This window comes from Christiangramia sediminicola, from assembly GCF_031344135.1.
Classification (GTDB): Bacteria; Bacteroidota; Bacteroidia; order Flavobacteriales; family Flavobacteriaceae; genus Christiangramia; species Christiangramia sediminicola.
In genome coordinates, this window is sequence record NZ_JAVJIU010000003.1 from 227,250 (window position 1) to 246,610 (window position 19,361).

A 19,361-nucleotide genomic window follows, 5' to 3' on the forward strand; every position below is an offset into this window, starting at 1 on the left:
AATTATGAAGAAGACTTTATTTGATAAAATTTGGGATTCTCATGTGGTAGAAAGTATCCCCAACGGGCCAGACATTTTATATATCGATAAACATCTGATACATGAAGTAACGAGTCCGCAAGCTTTTAATGAATTAAAGGAAAGAAATGTTCCGGTTTTTCGGCCAGATCAGATCGTTGCAACGGCAGATCATAATACTCCAACTAAAGATCAACACCTTCCGGTGAAAGATCTTTTGTCCCGAAAGCAACTGAAGGAACTGAGTCTGAACTGTGAAGAGAATAATATCACTCTTTACGGTTTAGGGCATCCTTACAATGGGATCGTTCACGTTATGGCACCTGAACTTGGTATTACTCAGCCTGGAATGACCATCGTTTGTGGAGATAGTCACACTTCTACTCACGGAGCCTTCGGAACTATTGCTTTCGGAATTGGTACAAGCCAGGTAACCCAGGTTTTTGCGAGCCAGTGTCTACTGGTTGAAAAGCCGAAAAAACTTCGGGTGAACGTGAACGGAAAGCTGAAAAACGGAGTGCTTCCAAAGGATGTGATCCTGTATATCATTAGTAAACTTGGCACAAATTCAGGTACAGGATATTTCTGTGAATACGCCGGGAATGTTTTCGAGGAGATGTCTATGGAAGGCCGAATGACAGTTTGTAATATGAGCATCGAAATGGGTGCTCGTGGCGGATTGATCGCACCAGACCAGACGACCATCGATTACGTAGAAGGAAGAGAATTTGCTCCTAAAGACGCTGAATTTGAAAAAATGAAAGCTCACTGGGAAACCCTGAAAACCGATGAAGGCGCAGAATTCGACCAGGAATACTCATTCGAAGCTGAAGATATTGAACCTATGATCACCTATGGAACTAATCCGGGAATGGGAATCAAACTTACAGGTACCATTCCGGTAGAAGGAAATAAAAGCGACGCTAAAGCGCTTGCTTACATGAATTTTAAACCGGGTGAAGCATTATTGGAAAAACCTATCAATTATATTTTCATTGGTAGTTGTACCAACTCGAGAATCGAAGATTTCAGGGTTGCTGCTTCATATATCAAAGGCAAGAAAAAAGCTGATAATGTAAACGCACTGATCGTTCCGGGAAGCCGACAGGTAGCAGAACAAATAAGAACTGAAGGTTTAGACAAAGTATTCGAAGAAGCAGGTTTTACACTAAGGCAGCCGGGTTGCTCGGCATGTCTGGCGATGAACGATGATAAGATCCCTGAAGGAGAATATTGTGTTTCAACAAGTAATAGAAATTTTGAAGGACGTCAGGGCCCTGGTTCCAGGACCATTCTTGCAAGTCCGCTTACAGCAGCAGCTACGGCGATTGCTGGTAAAATTTCAGATTACACACAAACATTGAACTAATGGAAAAGTTTATAAAACTTACAGATACGGTCGTACCTCTGGATGCTGAAAATGTTGATACAGACCAGATCATCCCGGCTCGATTTCTTAAAGCTACTGACAAAGAAGGTTTCGGTGAAAATGTGTTCCGTGACTGGCGTTTTGATAAAAGCGGAGAGCCTAATAAAGATTTTGTTTTAAATCAGGATAAATACTCAGGTTCTATTCTGGTGGCCGGAAATAATTTTGGTTGCGGTTCAAGCCGCGAGCACGCTGCCTGGGCGATCAAAGCCTACGGATTCAAAGCTGTTGTTTCCAGTTATTTTGCCGATATATTCAAAGGAAATGCTTTAAACAATGGGTTATTACCCGTACAGGTAAGCCCTGAATTTCTGCATAAATTATTCACCGCGGTAGAAAAAGATCCGAAAGAAAAGATCATTATCGATCTGGAAGAACAAAGGATCAGTATTGAAAGTACAGGAGAATCTGAAAGTTTTGAGATCGATGCATACAAAAAAACCTGCCTAATTAATGGTTATGATGATATCGACTTTTTAACGAGCAAACTGGAAGCCATTAAGAAATTTGAAAAGAAACGTAACGGTATACAAGCAGAGCCGCAAGAAACCCTACAAACTGAAAATATATGAAATTCAATATAGCAGTACTTCCCGGAGATGGAATTGGTCCTGAAATAACACAGCAGTCGGTAAAAGTGTTGAAGGCTGTTGCAGATAGATTTGATCATGAGTTCAATTTTGAAGAAGCTGAAGTGGGCGCAATCGCGATAGATTTATTGGGGGATCCATTGCCTGAGGCCACATTAGAACTATGTAAAAAGTCTGACGCTGTGCTGTTCGGGGCGATTGGTGACCCAAAATATGACAATGATCCTTCTGCTAAAGTAAGACCGGAACAGGGATTATTGAAACTTAGAAAAGAACTTGGCCTTTTTGCCAATATCAGGCCGGTAAGGGCTTACGAAAGTCTTATCCATCAATCCCCATTAAAAGCTGAAAATATCGAAGGTGCCGATATGGTGATCTTCCGTGAACTTACTGGAGGAATTTATTTCGGAGAAAAAAGTACTTCTGAAGATGGTAAATCTGCTTCAGACCTTTGTTCCTATTCCGTAGAAGAAATAGAACGTGTAGCTCACTTGGCTTTTAAAGCTGCTGAAGAAAGAAGAAAGAAATTAACCCTGGTAGATAAAGCTAATGTTTTGGAGACTTCCCGTCTCTGGAGAAAAACAGTGACTGAAATCGGTAAAGAATATCCCGATGTAAAGCTGGATTTTCTGTTTGTGGATAACGCCGCTATGCAGATGATCCTGAACCCAAAGCAATTTGATGTAATCCTTACCGAAAATATGTTCGGCGACATCATTTCTGATGAAGCCAGCGTGATAGGTGGTAGTATCGGATTACTGGAATCTGCCTCGGTTGGAACCAAAAATGCACTTTTTGAGCCCATTCATGGTTCGTATCCCCAGGCTACCGGGCAGGGAATTGCGAATCCTTTAGCTTCAGTACTTTCCGCAGCCATGATGTTAGATCATCTTGGACTTAAAAAAGAAGCTGAAACTGTACGAATGGCTGTAGATCTAAGTATTAAATTAAATGTTTGTACGATCGATATCAATAAGGACAATCACTATTCAACCGAACGTGTTGGAGATTTCCTTGAGAGCGTGATCAGCGATACCGAAGGGCATATCATTAATAATGAAAACCTTAATCTTGGCCAGATGACCATAATTTAAAGATTAGTTCATGTTTGTTTAGACAGCTGCCTCCTGCTTGATTTTATCTCCAGGAGGCATGTCTTTTTATAATTGCTGAAGTTTTGCTCGTATCATATTCAACGAAAGATTATCCTTGCTGCCAGTATGAGTGTGTTTCATGCCTTCTGTAGCTTCGTAAGATCCACTCTGAACCTTCTCACCAATTATCTTATAAGCATCTCTAAAGGATTGGCCATAAACTACCAATTCATTAATACTGTCTACGGTAAACAGGTATTTATATTTTTCATCCTTAAGATCAACATCTTTCACTTTTACCTGCGAGATAGAATGAGTAAAAACATCCAGGATCTCTTTCATATTTTCCACTGCGTAAATACTATTCTCTTTGATGAGCTGAAAATCCCTGTGATAACCACTCGGGAGGTTATTGGTGATAAGAATCATCTCGTTAGCAATGGCCTGAAGTTTATTGCATTTCCCTCTCACCAGTTCAAAAACATCAGGATTCTTTTTATGCGGCATGATGCTGGAACCTGTCGTAAGCTCATCTGGAAAAGTGATAAAATCAAAATTCTGACTCATATAAAGGCAGATATCCATCGCAAACCTTGAAAGTGTATTTGCAACCGAAGCAATATTTGAAGTGACCGTTCTTTCACATTTCCCTCTGCTCATCTGTGCTGCCACAACATTAAACTTCTGTGTTGAAAAACCTAATTCCTCGGTCGTAAATTCTCTGTCAATTGGAAATGAGGAGCCGTATCCAGCTGCAGAACCTAATGGATTCTGATCAACAATTTTCAATCCGGCTTCAAGCAAATAAAGATCATCAATAAGTAATTCAGCATAAGCCGAAAACCAGAGTCCGAAGGAAGATGGCATCGCTACCTGTAAATGCGTATATCCCGGAAGTAATTTTTCTTTATGTTCATCTGCCAGTCCTAATAGGACTTCAATTAAATCTTTTGTTTTTCCAGAGATCTGCTGAAGATTATCCTTAAAATATAATTGCTGCGCTACTAACACCTGATCATTTCTAGATCTGGCCGTGTGAATTTTTTTTCCGGTATCTCCAAGCTTTTTGGTCAGCTCAAACTCAATTTTGGAGTGAACATCTTCAAAATCTTCTTCAATATGAAACTGACCGTTTTCAAGCTGAGCTTTTAAAACTTCCAGTTCTTCAATAATATAATCCACCTCATCTTGCGCCAGAATGCCGACTTTCCCAAGCATTTTCGCATGCGCTTTTGAAGCCTGAATATCATATTTTGCTAAATGCATATCCAGTTCTCGGTCGTTCCCTACAGTGAAATTTTCGATCTTTTTATCTATTGAAATACCTTTGTCCCAGAGTTTCATAATATTTTGAGTTTTATCGTCAAGCTGAACTTGATTCAGCTTCTTTTAGATCCTAAAACAAGTTCAGGATGACCTTATTTTTATTTAAGCGCCTTTTCAAGCAGTTTGATGTATTTATCAATTCCTTCTTCAATCTCATTTATGTAAATGAATTCATCTGCTGAATGTGATCTCGTAGAATCACCAGGACCTAATTTTAGGGAAGGGCAACTTAACATAGCCTGATCTGATAAGGTTGGTGAACCGTAAGTTTCCATACCCAGTTCAATTCCGGCTTTCACCAGTTCATGGTCTACCGGTATTGAGGATGAATTCAGTCTTAAACTTCTCGCCTGAATCTCGTCTACAGGAGCGTTTTCTTTTAAGATCTGTTCGATCTCCATATTACTGTATTTATCATTCACCCGAACATCGATCACCAGGTGTGTTTTTGCAGGCACCACATTATGCTGACTCCCGGCATTGATCTGCGTTACCGTAACTTTTACTTCACCTAATGTTTCAGAAATCTTATCCAGTTTAAAATCTTCAAACCATTCCAGAACTTTCGCGGTCTTGTAGATCGAATTATCATTATTTGGATGCGCAGCATGCGAAGGAGTACCTTTCACCACGGCATCAAAAACGATTAACCCTTTTTCTGCTATCGCAAGATTCATCAAGGTTGGTTCTCCTACAATGGCAACATCGATCTTTGGAATTTCCGGAAGTAAAGCCGCAATTCCATTCTTACCATTGATCTCCTCTTCAGAAGTTCCAGCAAAAAGAATATTATTTCTTAGATTTTCTTCAGAATACAAATATGTGAAAGTGGTTAAAAGTGATACCAGGCAACCACCGGCATCATTGCTTCCAAGACCAAATAATTTACCATTTTCAATCTCAGCCTTGAATGGATCTTTAGTGTAAGCTGAATTTGGCTTGACCGTATCATGGTGAGAATTTAGTAATAAAGTCGGTTTGGATGCATCAAAACATTCATTCACCGCCCAAACATTGTTTTGTTGACGTTTATGTGGGATACCATGATCTCTGAACCATTCTTCTAAAAGTTCAGCAGTCTTATCTTCTTCACCAGAAAAAGACTGTGTTTCGATCAGTTTTTTCAGTAATGTTATCGCTTTTTGCTGAAGTTCATTTAACTGCATTATTCTACAATTTTAGTATGTATAGAATTGCTTCCTAATAATCCGGCATCACCGAGAAAAACACTCAAAACTCCCCTATCAATCGCCTGAAAGCAATTATGAAGTTTAGGAAGCATCCCATCTGTAATAACTTTAGAATTAACCAGTTCTTTATAATTATCAGAATTCAATTCAGCAATCACAGATTGATCATCTTCAATATTCTTCAATACCCCTTTCTTTTCAGAACAATAATAAAGTTGGGTCTCATAAATCTTACTCATAGCAATCGCGATCTCAGAAGCTACAGAATCGCCATTTGTATTTAGCAAAACTCCTTCTTCTGTACACGAAATTGCGGAAAATACAGGCACGATATTCTGCTTAAGCAAACTATTGATAAAACCAGAATTCACTCTTTCAATATCACCCACAAAACCATAGTCGATTTCTTTCACTTCTCTCCTTTTCGAAATAATCGCTTTCCCGTCGGCTCCACAAAGTCCTATCGCATTCTGGCCTTTCACCTGAAGTTTCGCAATGATACTCTTATTTAATAAGCCTCCATAAACCATGGTAATCACTTCCATTGAATCCTTATCGGTGATCCTTCTACCGTCCACCATTTTGGTCTCATAGCCAAGTTTCCCGGCTATTTCAGTCGCTTTATTCCCACCACCATGCACAAGGATCTTTGGACCTTGAAGCTTCACAAAATCCTCCAAAAAGGAGGTCAGTAAAGCGTTATTTTCAATGATCTTCCCTCCTATTTTTATGACCTTTAGCGCCTCCATCTTTGGATTGTGAACTATTTCTAGCATTCAAGAATTCTTTTTAAAACTACCTGGGCAGCATAAGTCCGGTTATTAGCCTGAGCGATCACTATCGCATTATCACTATCCAGAACATCATCTGCAATCACCACATTTCTTCTTACCGGAAGACAATGCATCACTTTCGCATTATTAGTCGCTTTTAGTTTCGCCTGATCTACGATCCAGTTCTTCTCTACGTTTAGAACCTCCCCATAACTTTCATAACTACTCCAATTCTTTACATACACAAAATCAGCATCCTCAAAAGCTTTTTCCTGATCGTGTTCAACCCTGGTATCTTTTTTAATATGTGAAGCAAGATCATAGCCTTCAGGATTCGTGATTACAAAATCAACATCCAGACGCTGCATTACCTCAACGAAAGAATTAGCTACCGACTGAGGTAGTGCTTTAGGATGCGGGGCCCAGCTTAAAACCACCTTTGGTCTTTCAACCTGATTGAATTCCTGAATTGTGATCGCATCAGTTAACGCCTGTAAAGGATGACCGGTAGCACTTTCAAGATTCACTATTGGAACAGATGCATATTTTTGAAAACTATTCAGAATATGCTCAGATTCATCTTTCTCTTTATCTTTTAAGCCTGGAAAAGCCCGTACCGCGATAATATCGCAATATTGAGAAAGCACCGCGGCGGCTTCCTTTATATGCTCGGCTTTATCTGAATTCATCACAGCACCATCCTCAAATTCCAAAGCCCATCCATCTTTATCTACATTCATGATCATCACATCCATCCCTAACAATTTTGCAGCTTTTTCGGTACTTAAACGTGTACGTAAGCTATTGTTGAAAAATAGCATTCCAAGGGTCTTCCCTGTCCCAACTTTATATTCAGGATTATGAGATTTGAGACCTCTGGCTTCTCTAATTATCGATTCAAGGTCGTCAATGTCTGATATGCTGGTATATTTCTTCATTTTCTAATATTTCAATATTGGTTAAACTGAACTCGTTTCAGCTTCTAAATAGATCCGGAAACAACTTCAGGATGACTTTAATGCTTTATGTTCTTGGTTTTTCAGAACTTCCTTTATTGCGTGAAAGAAAACCTCAAAATGCTCTTTTTTAATATTCAACGGCGGAAGGATCCTCAATAATTTTTTATTGGAAGAAGCTCCGGTAAAGACCTTATGTTCAAACAACAATTCTTTTCTTAATGCGGCGATTTCAAAATCGAATTCCAGCCCGATCATTAAACCTCTACCCTTTATTTTTTTGATCTCCGGAATTTTTACAGCTTCAGCCATTGCATATTCTGAAACTTCTGCAGTATTTTTCATCAGCTTTTCTTCAGCAATTACATCCAATACAGAAATTCCAGCGGCACAGGCAAGGTGATTCCCACCAAATGTGGTTCCCAGCATTCCGTATTTCGGCTCGACATTATTATCGATTAGAATCCCACCAATCGGAAAACCATTTCCCATTCCTTTCGCCATAGATATAATATCAGGCCTGATACCATGCTTCTGAAACGCAAAAAAATCACCGGTTCTTCCATAACCCGATTGAACTTCATCTGCGATAAGCATAACCTTGTTTTCTTTACAAATTTCAGCAGCAGTTTTGTAGAATTCTGATTCTGCTTCATCGAGTCCGCCAACTCCCTGGATTACTTCAAAAATTACGGCAGCTACATCTCCTTTTTCTATTTCAGCCTTTAAAGCATTGATATTATTAAAAGTAAGTTTAGTCGCTTTATGACCAAGATTAAATGGTGCCTTAATAGAATCATTATCGGTGATCGCAACAACTCCCGAAGTTCTTCCGTGAAAAGCATTCTCAAAATAGATCACCCTGTCCTTTCCGGTATGAAAAGAAGCCACTTTTAGCGCATTTTCATTCGCCTCAGCGCCGGAACTGCATAGAAATAAAGAGTAATCCTGAACACCGGAAACCTTTTCCAATTTATCGGCCAGTTCCTGTTGTAAAGGATTTTTGATAGAATTCGAATAAAATCCAAGTTTCGCTACCTGATCCTGAATTGCCTTTACATAGTTTGGATGGGCATGTCCTATAGAAATCACCGCGTGCCCTCCATAGAGGTCCAGGTACTTTTTGCCGTTTTCATCAAAAACATAGCAACCGTCACCTGTTACCGGTGTGATATCGTAAAGCGGATATACATCAAATAACTCCATAATTATTGATCTGAGATATTATTTATTTTTTTAAAAGACGCCTGAATTCCTTTGATGAGTGAAGAACTGAGTCCATTATGTTCCATTTCGTTCAGACCTTCAATGGTGCATCCTCTTGGCGTAGTTACTTTATCTATCTCCTCTTCCGGATGTTTTCCAGATTCAATCAACAGGCTCGCTGCACCCAGACAAGTCTGCATAGAGAGCTCCTGAGCGTCTTTCGCATCAAAACCGAGCTGCACTGCCCCCTGAGTGGTTGCGCGTATCAAACGCATCCAGAAAGCGACTCCACTAGCGCAGATCACGGTTGCTGCCTGCATTTTGTTTTCAGGAATAATGATACTAGTTCCCAACCGGTTGAAAATAGCTTCGGCAATCTTTATTCTTTTTTGGCCAGCTTCGTTAGAACATAGACAGGTCATGGATTTGCCAACCGCTATCGCAGTATTCGGCATAGATCGTATGATAAAATGATCCTTTCCAACGATCTCTTCCATCCGTGGAATCTTGAATCCGGTGACAGTCGAAATCAGCACATGTTTATCGGTAAGCTCATCTTTGATCTCCTCTAAAATTCGTTCAAATTGAGTAGGCTGAACTGCAAATATCAGGATATCAGAATTTTTCACCGCTTCTATATTATCAGAAGTGATGATTACTTTATTATATTCTGAAAATTCCTGGATATCCTCAGTTTTCCTTTTGGTGAGATAAAGTGAGGTATATGCATTGCTGAAAATCAAACCTTTCGCAATGGAAACTCCAAGATTACCGGTACCGATAATTGCTATTTTCATAGTTCTTTGTTTAAATAGTTATCCTGAACTCGTTTCAAGATCTTAGAGAAGCTGAATCAAATTCAGCTTGACGTTCTTTATTTAAAAATAACTTGCTTTTAAATTTAACCCCGTCTTTTCATCCAGTCCGAACATCAAGTTCATATTCTGTACTGCCTGTCCCGAAGCTCCTTTCAGCAAATTATCCATCACACTTGTGATCAATAATTTATCACCGAAATTCTGTAATTTCAATAAGCATTTATTGGTGTTAACTACCTGTTTTAAATGCAGTTCCCCATCCGTGAGAAAAGTGTATGCCGCATCTTTATAAAATTCTTCATAAAGCTTCTTCGCTTCCTCCAGGCTACCTTCATATTTAGTATATACTGTTGCATGTATTCCCCTGGAAAAATTTCCCCTGTTCGGAATGAAATTGATCTCAGCATCATGATCGGCCTGCAATTGTTTCAAACTCTGCCCGATCTCATTCAGGTGCTGATGTTCAAAAGATTTATAAGCCGAAAAATTATTATCTCTCCAGGTAAAATGCGTGGTTTCCGAAAGCGAAGTTCCTGCTCCGGTAGCTCCGGTCACTGCATTCACGTGAACCTCATCGTTCAAAAGTCTGTTTTTTGCAAGTGGAAGGATTGCCAAAGTGATAGCTGTGGCAAAACATCCGGGATTAGCTATAAAATCAGCTGCTTTTATCTTCTCCTTATTTAATTCCGGAAGTCCGTATACAAAATCCTGATTTTCAGAATTCATTCTGAAATCGGTGCTGAGATCAACAATTTTAGTCTTATCTGAAAACTGATTTTCAGCAAGGAACTTTTTAGAGTTACCATGGCCCAGACAAAGAAATACCACTTCAACTTCAGCGTTAATCTTATCGGTGAATTTAATATCAGTCTCCCCAATAAGATCCTGATGAATACTATAAACCTGTTTTCCTGGCTGTGAAGTACTGAATACAAAATTCAGATTCACCTCGGGATGATTCAGCAGTATTCTAATCAATTCCCCGGCCGTATAACCTGCTCCTCCTATAATTCCTGCTTCGATCATGAATCCTGATTTACATGTTGATAGATCTTTCCGGAATTCGAAAGGATCTTGATAAATCCTTTCGCATCATCAGCCGTCCAGGCTTTATTCTCCTCTCCATAATTCCCGAAACTGCTGTTCATAAGATCGTTTGAAGAACTTATTCCGTCTAATGAGAAATGATAAGGTTTTAAGGTCACAAATACTTCTCCGCTAACCTTGGCCTGAGAACTCTCTAATTGAGCTTCAAAATCACGCATTACCGGATCGAGGTACAAACCTTCGTGCAAATGCATTCCGTACCAATTTGAAGTATAATCCTTATGTTGTAGCTGCCACTTACTTAAGGTATGCTTTTCAAGCAGATGATGAGCTTTGATCGTAATTAACGCCGCAGCCGCTTCAAAGCCAACTCTTCCTTTAATACCGATTATCGTATCCCCAACATGAATATCTCTCCCAATCGCATATTTTGATGCGATAGATTCAAGTATTTCGATATTCTTTTCAGGAGAATTCTGCTCGCCATCAACTGCAGTAAGCTCCCCTTTAGTAAAACTTAAGGTAATTTGTTTTAGTTCCTTTTCTTTTAATTGAGAAGGATAGGCATTTTCTGGCAGTGCTTTTCCCGAAGTCAGCGTTTCAGCACCTCCCACACTGGTTCCCCAAAGCCCTTTATTCACCGAGTATTTCGCTTTATCCCAGTTCATTTCCACTCCCTTGCTTTTTAGATATTCGATCTCCTCCTGTCTGCTGAGTTGTTTATCCCTGATAGGCGTTATGATCTTAATTTCCGGCGCGATGATCTGGAAGATCATATCAAATCTCACCTGGTCATTTCCGGCGCCAGTGCTCCCATGTGCGATATAACCGGCACCGATCTTCTTTGCATAATTTACGATCTCGATGGCCTGAATGATCCTTTCCGCACTTACCGATAATGGGTATGTATCATTTTTCAGAACATTTCCAAAGATGAGATACTTCACTACTTTTTGATAAAAAGAAGTAACCGCATCGATATTTTGATAACTGCTCGCTCCTATCTTTTTAGCGTTCTCACCGATCTTCTTAATCTCTTCTTTAGAAAAACCACCAGTGTTCACACTCACTGCGTGAACTTCAAATCCTTCTTCTTCCGATAAATATTTTGCACAGTATGAGGTGTCTAACCCACCGCTATATGCTATGACTACTTTCTTCATCACTTATAATTACTTTTCGAGCTTTTCCTTTTTGTAGAAAAGCGTCTGTTTAATATGTTTTAATCTTTGAAAGGCCTTGTCATTGAATTTACTCTTAGGCTTTTCAATTTTCTTTAATTCTTTTTTCTTTTCCGGATCGTATAACATTCCTGTACAAAGGCACATCTTTCTTTCAGTCCTGGTGAGAATATCATAATTCTTGCAGGTCTGGCAGCCTTTCCAGAATGTCTCATCATCGGTAAGTTCGGAAAAGGTAACCGGCTGATACCCCAACTCGTAATTGATCTTCATCACTGCCAGTCCGGTAGTGATCCCGAAAATCTTGGCCTCAGGATATTTGGTTCTGGAATGCTCAAAAATCACTTTCTTGATCTCTTTGGCAAGTCCGTGGTTTCTATAATCAGGATGCACGATAAGTCCTGAATTTGCCACATACTTATCATGGCTCCAGGTCTCGATGTAGCAGAAACCGGCGAACTTTTCATCGTCCAGAGCGATTACAGCATTGCCCTTCTCCATCTTATTAATGATATATTCAGGAGTTCTTCGAGCAATCCCAGTCCCACGGACTTTTGCCGACTCTTCGATAGTATTACAAATGATCTCAGCATAAGAAGCATGAGATTTATTAGCAATGATAATTTTCATCTGCTAAAAATTTATGTTGAATAAAATGTTTTGATCTGGATTTTCGAGGGCGGAACCGGACTCACCTAAGTTCCATAGATATATAGACGCACTTACGTGCGACGGGGAAAACGTCGGCGCATAGGAGAAATATCAGAGAAAGTTCTGATATTAAGTTTATATTCTATGCTGTTCAGGTAATTCAAAATGGAAAAAATCAAATAATATTAATAGAAAAATCGTTTCAGGGTCACTGCCTAGAAGCGGCGGGGCCTAAAATTGAAACGACGGAATATTATTTGTTTGATCGAAATCATGCTACAAATGTATACAAAAAATTAATGCACAGTTAGTTACTAGATCAAAAATTGAAATAAATTTGGATTATCATTTAGATATTGGCCATAGAAATTCTTTTTTTTCATCCTATCGACCAGAGGACCAAAGTCTGTGGGGTTTTTTAATTCAATACCTACCACGGCAGGTCCGTTTGAACGATTGTGTTTTTTAGAATATTCAAAATGGGTTATATCATCATTAGGTCCCAGGACTTTTGCCACAAACTCTTTTAAAGCTCCGGCTCTCTGGGGAAAAACGACTACGAAATAATGTTTAAGTCCGGAATATAACATGGCTCTCTCCTTGATCTCAGCCATCCTGATGATGTCATTATTGCTACCGCTAACAATGCACACTACATTTTTTCCTTTGATCTTTTCAGCATATAGATCTAAAGCTGAGATTGCCATAGCTCCGGCCGGTTCTACTACGATGGCATCCTGATTGTAAAGATCAAGAATAGTCTGACAGATCTTGCCTTCGGGAACCGTGATCATCTCATCAAGATTTTCTTTACAGATCGCAAAGTTCCTTGTGCCTACCTTCTGCACGGAAGCTCCGTCAACAAATCTTTCAATACTATCCAATTCTATGACTCTGCCTTCTTTTAAAGAAGTTTTCATAGAAGGAGCACCTTCCGGCTCGATACCAATAATTTTAGTATTAGGTGATAATTTCTTGAACATGGATGAAACACCCGCCAGTAGTCCCCCGCCCCCAAGAGGTGCAAAAATGTAATCTATGGGTTCATCTGATTGTTCCAAAATTTCCAAAGCAATGGTCGCCTGGCCTTCTATCACTTTTTCATCATCAAAAGGATGAATAAAAACCAGGCCTTGCTCATGCATTTGCTTCATGGCGCTTTTAAATGAATCATCATAGGTGTCGCCCTTTAAAACCACTTCAACCCATTCCCCGCCAAACATTTGTGTTTGCTCAACCTTCTGTTTTGGTGTGGTTCCGGGCATATAGATTACTCCTTTAACCTTTAGCTTATTACAGGCAAATGCAACTCCCTGGGCATGATTCCCGGCACTGGCACAGATCACACCTTTGTCAAGTTGATCCTCCGGAAGGCTGGAAATTTTATTATACGCCCCTCTAATTTTGTACGATCTAACCTGTTGCAGGTCTTCACGTTTCAGCATCACTTTTGCCTGAAAGCGTTTACTATAAGTGAAAGATTCGGCTAAAGGGGTTTTAAATACCACTTTTGAGATTCTTTCTGAAGCCTGTTTTACAGCTTCGAGACTAGGTTTGTATATTTTTTCTTTTTCCAGCAAAGTATCCATTACGCGTATATTTTCTTCATTGCGGTCATCGCAGATCTTAATTTTGCACCGACCTCTTCAACAGGATGATTTCTTACTTGAGAATTCACTTTCTCCAGTTTGCTTGTATCCACTTCCATATTACCTGAATCGAAATCTCTACCTGCTACCTTTGGTTCCAGGGAATTCACGTAATCCTTTATAAGTGGTTTCGCAGCATGATCAAACAGATAGCAACCATATTCTGCCGTATCTGAAATGACACGATTCATTTCGTATAATTTTTTCCTGGCGATGGTATTAGCGATCAACGGAGTTTCATGAAGCGACTCATAATAAGCCGATTCTTCAATGATTCCCGCGTCTACCATAGTTTCAAAGGCCAGCTCTACCCCCGACTTCACAAAAGCGATCAGTAAAACTCCCTTATCAAAATATTCCTGTTCTGAGATCTCTTCTGAAGTTGCTTCTGTCTTTTCGAAAGCAGTATTTTCGGTTTCCGCTCTCCAGGTATGTAACTCGGTATCATCATTGGCCCAGTCTTTCATCATTCGGCTACTGAACTCACCTGAAATGATTTCATCCATATGTTTCTGAAAAAGTGGACGCATCTTAGATTTCAATTCTTCTGAAATTTCATAAGCCCTTAGCTTAGCTGGATCAGAAAGCCTGTCCATCATTTGGGTAATTCCACCGTGCTTCAAAGCTTCAGTAATTGTTTCCCAACCATACTGAATAAGTTTTGCTGCATAATTTGGATCTACCTCTTCAGCAACCATTTTATCAAAGGTGAGAATAGAACCGGTTTGCAGCACTCCACAAAGAATGGTCTGCTCACCCATAAGATCTGATTTTACTTCAGCTACAAAGGAGGATTCAAGCACTCCAGCTCTGTGACCACCTGTAGCATAAGCATATGCTTTCGCCCATTCCAGCCCTATTCCTTTGGGATCATTTTCAGGATGCACGGCGATCAATGTTGGAACACCGAACCCACGTTTATATTCTTCGCGAACTTCTGAGCCAGGGCATTTCGGTGCTACCATGATCACCGTAATATCTTCACGAATCTTCATGCCTTCCTCCACGATATTAAAACCGTGAGAATAAGATAGAACTGCGTTCTTTTTAATATATGGCTGAATAGCTTTGATCACCGAAGTATGCTGCTTGTCTGGCGTTAGATTGATCACAAGATCTGCTTCCGGGATCAGTTCTTCATAGGTACCGACATTAAAATCATTTTCAGCGGCATTTTTCCAGGACTGGCGTTTCTCTTTGATCGCACCTTCTCGTAAAGCATATGAAATATCGAGTCCGCTGTCGCGCATATTAAGTCCCTGATTAAGACCCTGCGCACCACAGCCAACAATTACTATTTTCTTATCTCTTAAAGCATCCACTCCGTTGTCGAACTCCTCAAGCTCCATAAATCTGCAAGTCCCTAATTGAGCTATTTTTTCACTTGTAGACAGGCTGTTAAAATAATTGGTCATGATAATGAGTTTGTCGTATTAAATTTTTCTAGTATTCCTGATATTGGCATTTCATTTTTGGTCACCGCAATGGTTCCAGATCTTACAAATTGCATTAATCCGTAAGGTTTCAAGGTTTCGTAAAGCTGATCTACTTCAGAACGTTTTCCCGTCTTCTCGATCACAAAGAATTTTTTTGTAACCGTTACAATTCTGGCATTAGTTTCTTTAATAAAATCCTGAATATTATGATCGTCCAGAAAATCTTCAGACTTAATCTTATAAAGCGCGGTTTCCTGATAGATAGTTTCATCATCGGTATGATAAAAAGCTTTGATCACCTCGATCTGTTTCTCAAGCTGACCAATAATTTTTTTTATTTGTTCCTCGGTCACATTTACAATAATGATAAAACGCATTACCTCTGCTACTTCACTAGGCGAAGCCGTGATACTTTCAATATTAATATGCCTTTTAAGAAAAATTGCGGCGATTCTTGAAAGCAACCCAAGGTTATTTTCTGTGTATATAGATACGGTGAAATTCTTCTTTTCCATTACTCTAGTAATATATCTGAAACTGCTGCTCCCGTTGGGATCATTGGGAACACGTTTTCTTCCTGTTCAACTTTAACTTCTAAGAAATAAGCATCATCAGAATCCATCATTTCTTTTACAGCATCTGCAAGCTGACTTCTCTCAGTCACCTGTTTTGCTTCAATATGATATCCTTTGGCGATGGTAATAAAATCTGGATTTACCATGGTGGTTGAAGCATATCGTTTGTCAAAAAACAGTTGCTGCCATTGTCTTACCATTCCCAGGAAACCGTTATTTAAAAGGACAATTTTTACAGGCACTTTCGTTTGAAAAATTGTTCCCAGCTCCTGAATGGTCATCTGGTAACCACCATCACCAATTACAGCAACCACATCTCTTTCTGGTTTGGCCATTTTAGCACCGATTGCTGCAGGAAGTGCAAAGCCCATAGTCCCAAGTCCGCCGGAAGTCACATTACTTCTGGTTTTATTAAAATTGGTATAACGGCAAGCTGCCATCTGGTGCTGACCTACGTCTGAAACGATGATCGCATCTCCTCCTGATTGTTTATTGATCTGTTGGATTACCTCAGCCATTCCAAGGTCTTTCTTGTTAACATCAAGATTCCCTTTAATAACTTTTTCAAATTCAGTTTTATACATGTCCTTGAATTTTTGATGCCATACTTTATGAGAATTTGGCTCTATTAATTCAAGTAGCGCCTTCAAACTTTCTTTAACATCGCCCAAAACAGGATAATCTGCAGTTACATTTTTATTGATCTCGGCAGGATCTATTTCAAAATGGATCACTTTTGCCTGTTTTGCATACTTTTCAAGATTTCCGGTTACCCGGTCATCAAACCTCATCCCGATTGCGATTAGAACATCACATTCGTTAGTAAGCATATTTGGAGCATAGTTCCCATGCATTCCAACCATCCCAACATTAAGCGGATGATCTGTTGGCAATGCCGATAATCCTAAGATTGTCCATGCCGCAGGAATTCCTGCTTTTTCCACGACTTGCTTTAGAAGCTCTTCGGCGCCACCTAGGATAACTCCCTGGCCCCACACGATCAAAGGCTTTTTCGCATTATTAATCACATCTGCTGCACGCTCTACCTCTAAAAGATTTAATTCCGGAACCGGTTTATAACTTCTAATTCCAGAACATTTCTTGTAACTGAATTCCAGCGAAGCGAATTGAGCATCTTTGGTAATGTCTATTAAAACTGGTCCCGGTCTTCCGGATTTAGCAATGTAAAAGGCTTTGGCTATCACTTCAGGAATCTCCTCAGCTTTGGTGATCTGGTAATTCCATTTGGTTACCGGAGTAGAAATACCTACAATGTCGGTCTCTTGAAATGCATCGCTTCCAAGTAAATGTGATCCTACCTGGCCTGTAATACAAACCATTGGTGTAGAATCTATCTGGGCATCAGCAATTCCGGTAACAAGATTGGTCGCTCCAGGTCCTGAAGTTGCTACAGCAACACCTACTTTTCCTGAAACTCTGGCATAACCCTGTGCAGCATGTGTAGCACCCTGTTCATGCCTGGTAAGCACATGGTGAATTTCGTTTTGATATTTATAGAGCTCATCGTAGACGGGCATGATCGCCCCTCCCGGATAACCATAAATAGTTTCAACACCTTCTTCAAGCAAACATTTTATAACGGCTTCGGCACCCGAAACGGTCAAGGTATTCTTTGTGCTTTCTTTTTCGAAACTTGCTGTTTTAACCTGCATAATTCAACATATTAAAATTCATCTGTAACACAGCCTTCTGAAGCTGATGCCACCATCTTTGCGTATTTATAGAGTACACCTCCAGTTACCTTGAAAGCAGGGGCTTTCCAGGCTTCTTTTCTATTTCTAATTTCCTCATCGCTTAAATTAGCTTCGATAGTGTTCGTTTCAGCATTGATACTTATCTCGTCACCATCTTTCAGTAGGCCGATAAGTCCGCCTTCCTGAGCTTCAGGAGTTATATGTCCCACCACAAAACCATGGGTCCCTCCTGAAAACCTTCCATCGGTAATTAGTGCGACTTCCTTACCTAAGCCAGCTCCCATAATTGCCGAAGTAGGCTTAAGCATTTCAGGCATACCCGGACCGCCTTTAGGACCTTCATAGCGAATGACAACGACATCTCCTTTTTGAACCTTTCCGGATGAAATCCCTTCGTTAGCTTCAAATTCACTGTTAAACACTTTTGCTTTTCCTTTAAATTCCAAACCTTCCTTCCCCGTAATTTTAGCTACGGAACCTTCAGAAGCCAAATTTCCGTATAGAATTCTGATATGACCGGTGGCTTTTATAGGTTTTTCTACAGGATGAATCACATCCTGGTCATCTGGTAAGGCTTTTACATTTTCAAGGTTTTCAGCAATCGTTTTTCCGGTAACGGTCATACATTCGCCATGAAGTAATCCTTTTTCAAGCATATATTTCATCACAGCCGGGATTCCTCCAATCCTGTGAATATCCTCCATTAAATATTTTCCACTTGGTTTAAGATCTGCCAGGAATGGTGTCTCCTCGCATATCCTTTCAAAATCTTTCAATCCGAAACTGATATCTGCAGCTTTGGCGATCGCCAGAAAGTGCAGAACCGCATTAGTTGAACCGCCTAATACCGTCAATAATCTGATTGCGTTTTCCAAAGATTTAGCCGTTACTATATCCTTTGGTTTTAGATCTTTCTCCAGTAAAAGTTCCATAGCCTCGCCCGCTCTTACGCTTTCAGCCGTTTTTTCTGAACCTGTTGCCGGATTAGAACTATTAAAAGGCAGGCTCATCCCTAAAGCTTCAATTGATGATGCCATGGTATTTGCTGTATACATTCCGCCGCAGGCTCCAGCTCCTGGGCATGCTTTTTCAATTACTTGCTGGTATTCTTCTTCCTGCATTTCTCCTGACACTTTAGAACCCCAGGCTTCAAAAGCAGAAACTACATCCAATTTTTTCCCATTATGGCAACCGGAAGCGATTGTTCCGCCATAGACCAAAACTGAAGGTCTATTCAACCTCAACATAGCCATCAAGGCACCCGGCATATTCTTATCACAGCCTACTACCGTTACCAGCCCGTCATAAGACATTCCTTCTACCACAGTTTCCATCGAATCTGCAATAAGATCACGGGATGGTAAAGAAAACCGCATACCAGAAGTTCCCATGGAAATACCATCACTTACCCCAATAGTATTGAAGATCAAACCATTTAATCCTGCTTTTTGAGTTCCTTTTTTAACCTCTTTGGCAAGATCATTTAAATGCATATTACAGGGATTCCCTTCATAACCGGTACTTCCAATTCCCACAAAAGGTTTTTTAAGATCTTCTTTGCTTAAACCTATGGCGTGAAGCATCGCCTGCGAGGCAGGTTGCGAGTCACTTAGCGTTATTTTGCTGCTATATTTGGTATTCATTAAACTGATTTCAATTTCAATTAAGATTTAAAAATACTTGGTTAAGTGTACTATTTACAGAAAT

17 protein-coding genes are annotated in these 19,361 nt (G+C 39.9%); 3 read left to right on the plus strand and 14 right to left on the minus strand.

The genetic code is table 11. The features are described from left to right. Positions 1-4: 4 nt before the first annotated feature. Genes leuC through leuB form a run of 3 tightly spaced genes read left to right on the plus strand, consistent with a single transcriptional unit; the run spans position 5 to position 3,131 of the window. Positions 5-1,387, plus strand: a complete 1,383-nt coding sequence (gene leuC / locus RE431_RS08325; RefSeq protein ID WP_309561520.1) for a 3-isopropylmalate dehydratase large subunit — start codon at positions 5-7, stop codon at positions 1,385-1,387. Further along, complete coding sequence (gene leuD / locus RE431_RS08330) at positions 1,387-2,019, plus strand: 3-isopropylmalate dehydratase small subunit (RefSeq protein WP_309561521.1); 633 nt, start codon at positions 1,387-1,389, stop codon at positions 2,017-2,019. Before leuC ends, leuD begins: the two co-directional genes overlap by 1 nt. Next, positions 2,016-3,131, plus strand: coding sequence for a 3-isopropylmalate dehydrogenase (leuB, locus tag RE431_RS08335; protein ID WP_309561522.1), 1,116 nt, complete (start codon positions 2,016-2,018; stop codon positions 3,129-3,131). Before leuD ends, leuB begins: the two co-directional genes overlap by 4 nt. Before the next feature lie 66 nt (positions 3,132-3,197). On the opposite strand, the gene argH is transcribed toward leuB, so the two are convergent. From argH to ilvD, 14 genes are all read right to left on the minus strand, one after another. Beyond that, positions 3,198-4,475, minus strand: a complete 1,278-nt coding sequence (argH, locus tag RE431_RS08340; protein WP_309561523.1) for an argininosuccinate lyase — start codon at positions 4,473-4,475, stop codon at positions 3,198-3,200. Positions 4,476-4,555: 80 nt separating this feature from the next. Beyond that, a complete protein-coding gene (locus tag RE431_RS08345; protein WP_309561524.1) occupies positions 4,556-5,623 on the minus strand; it encodes a M20 family metallo-hydrolase in 1,068 nt (355 codons plus the stop codon). After that, the gene (argB, locus tag RE431_RS08350) at positions 5,623-6,423 is read right to left on the minus strand and encodes an acetylglutamate kinase (protein ID WP_309561525.1); all 801 of its coding nucleotides are present in this window, start codon (positions 6,421-6,423) and stop codon (positions 5,623-5,625) included. Before argB ends, RE431_RS08345 begins: the two co-directional genes overlap by 1 nt. After that, positions 6,417-7,358: an N-acetylornithine carbamoyltransferase gene (locus RE431_RS08355; protein ID WP_309561526.1), complete on the minus strand. Its 942-nt coding sequence runs from the start codon at positions 7,356-7,358 to the stop codon at positions 6,417-6,419. The genes argB and RE431_RS08355 overlap by 7 nt, the downstream gene beginning before the upstream one ends. 66 nt (positions 7,359-7,424) lie before the next feature. Beyond that, positions 7,425-8,582 carry an aspartate aminotransferase family protein gene (locus RE431_RS08360; protein ID WP_309561527.1) on the minus strand — a complete coding sequence of 386 codons (1,158 nt, stop codon included), beginning with the start codon at positions 8,580-8,582 and terminating at the stop codon, positions 7,425-7,427. A 2-nt stretch (positions 8,583-8,584) separates the two neighbouring features. Beyond that, positions 8,585-9,379 carry a pyrroline-5-carboxylate reductase gene (gene proC, locus RE431_RS08365; protein WP_309561528.1) on the minus strand — a complete coding sequence of 265 codons (795 nt, stop codon included), beginning with the start codon at positions 9,377-9,379 and terminating at the stop codon, positions 8,585-8,587. An 81-nt stretch (positions 9,380-9,460) separates the two neighbouring features. After that, complete coding sequence (argC, locus tag RE431_RS08370) at positions 9,461-10,426, minus strand: N-acetyl-gamma-glutamyl-phosphate reductase (RefSeq protein ID WP_309561529.1); 966 nt, start codon at positions 10,424-10,426, stop codon at positions 9,461-9,463. Then, positions 10,423-11,610, minus strand: a complete 1,188-nt coding sequence (locus RE431_RS08375) for an argininosuccinate synthase (protein ID WP_309561530.1) — start codon at positions 11,608-11,610, stop codon at positions 10,423-10,425. Before RE431_RS08375 ends, argC begins: the two co-directional genes overlap by 4 nt. A gap of 9 nt (positions 11,611-11,619) precedes the next feature. After that, complete coding sequence (locus RE431_RS08380; protein ID WP_309561531.1) at positions 11,620-12,258, minus strand: GNAT family N-acetyltransferase; 639 nt, start codon at positions 12,256-12,258, stop codon at positions 11,620-11,622. Positions 12,259-12,593: 335 nt separating this feature from the next. Then, entirely contained in the window at positions 12,594-13,868 is a 1,275-nt protein-coding gene (ilvA, locus tag RE431_RS08385) for a threonine ammonia-lyase IlvA (RefSeq protein WP_309561532.1), read from the minus strand. After that, positions 13,868-15,343, minus strand: coding sequence for a ketol-acid reductoisomerase (ilvC, locus tag RE431_RS08390; protein WP_309561533.1), 1,476 nt, complete (start codon positions 15,341-15,343; stop codon positions 13,868-13,870). The genes ilvA and ilvC overlap by 1 nt, the downstream gene beginning before the upstream one ends. Next, entirely contained in the window at positions 15,340-15,879 is a 540-nt protein-coding gene (gene ilvN, locus RE431_RS08395; protein ID WP_309561534.1) for an acetolactate synthase small subunit, read from the minus strand. The genes ilvC and ilvN overlap by 4 nt, the downstream gene beginning before the upstream one ends. Continuing rightward, the gene (gene ilvB, locus RE431_RS08400) at positions 15,879-17,612 is read right to left on the minus strand and encodes a biosynthetic-type acetolactate synthase large subunit (RefSeq protein ID WP_309561535.1); all 1,734 of its coding nucleotides are present in this window, start codon (positions 17,610-17,612) and stop codon (positions 15,879-15,881) included. The genes ilvN and ilvB overlap by 1 nt, the downstream gene beginning before the upstream one ends. Positions 17,613-17,623: 11 nt before the next feature. Then, the gene (gene ilvD, locus RE431_RS08405; RefSeq protein WP_309561536.1) at positions 17,624-19,297 is read right to left on the minus strand and encodes a dihydroxy-acid dehydratase; all 1,674 of its coding nucleotides are present in this window, start codon (positions 19,295-19,297) and stop codon (positions 17,624-17,626) included. Positions 19,298-19,361: the final 64 nt, after the last annotated feature.

What these genes read in the sequence shown, in the direction of transcription:
- leuC (WP_309561520.1), top strand. Translation starts at nt 5, where the DNA reads ATGAAGAAGACTTTATTTGATAAAATTTGGGATTCTCATGTGGTAGAA.
- ilvA (WP_309561532.1), bottom strand. Translation starts at nt 13,868, where the DNA reads ATGGATACTTTGCTGGAAAAAGAAAAAATATACAAACCTAGTCTCGAA.
- proC (WP_309561528.1), bottom strand. Translation starts at nt 9,379, where the DNA reads ATGAAAATAGCAATTATCGGTACCGGTAATCTTGGAGTTTCCATTGCG.
- RE431_RS08345 (WP_309561524.1), bottom strand. Translation starts at nt 5,623, where the DNA reads ATGCAGTTAAATGAACTTCAGCAAAAAGCGATAACATTACTGAAAAAA.
- leuD (WP_309561521.1), top strand. Translation starts at nt 1,387, where the DNA reads ATGGAAAAGTTTATAAAACTTACAGATACGGTCGTACCTCTGGATGCT.
- argH (WP_309561523.1), bottom strand. Translation starts at nt 4,475, where the DNA reads ATGAAACTCTGGGACAAAGGTATTTCAATAGATAAAAAGATCGAAAAT.
- RE431_RS08360 (WP_309561527.1), bottom strand. Translation starts at nt 8,582, where the DNA reads ATGGAGTTATTTGATGTATATCCGCTTTACGATATCACACCGGTAACA.
- ilvB (WP_309561535.1), bottom strand. Translation starts at nt 17,612, where the DNA reads ATGCAGGTTAAAACAGCAAGTTTCGAAAAAGAAAGCACAAAGAATACC.
- RE431_RS08355 (WP_309561526.1), bottom strand. Translation starts at nt 7,358, where the DNA reads ATGAAGAAATATACCAGCATATCAGACATTGACGACCTTGAATCGATA.
- leuB (WP_309561522.1), top strand. Translation starts at nt 2,016, where the DNA reads ATGAAATTCAATATAGCAGTACTTCCCGGAGATGGAATTGGTCCTGAA.
- ilvC (WP_309561533.1), bottom strand. Translation starts at nt 15,343, where the DNA reads ATGACCAATTATTTTAACAGCCTGTCTACAAGTGAAAAAATAGCTCAA.
- ilvD (WP_309561536.1), bottom strand. Translation starts at nt 19,297, where the DNA reads ATGAATACCAAATATAGCAGCAAAATAACGCTAAGTGACTCGCAACCT.
- RE431_RS08375 (WP_309561530.1), bottom strand. Translation starts at nt 11,610, where the DNA reads ATGAAGAAAGTAGTCATAGCATATAGCGGTGGGTTAGACACCTCATAC.
- RE431_RS08380 (WP_309561531.1), bottom strand. Translation starts at nt 12,258, where the DNA reads ATGAAAATTATCATTGCTAATAAATCTCATGCTTCTTATGCTGAGATC.
- argC (WP_309561529.1), bottom strand. Translation starts at nt 10,426, where the DNA reads ATGATCGAAGCAGGAATTATAGGAGGAGCAGGTTATACGGCCGGGGAA.
- argB (WP_309561525.1), bottom strand. Translation starts at nt 6,423, where the DNA reads ATGCTAGAAATAGTTCACAATCCAAAGATGGAGGCGCTAAAGGTCATA.
- ilvN (WP_309561534.1), bottom strand. Translation starts at nt 15,879, where the DNA reads ATGGAAAAGAAGAATTTCACCGTATCTATATACACAGAAAATAACCTT.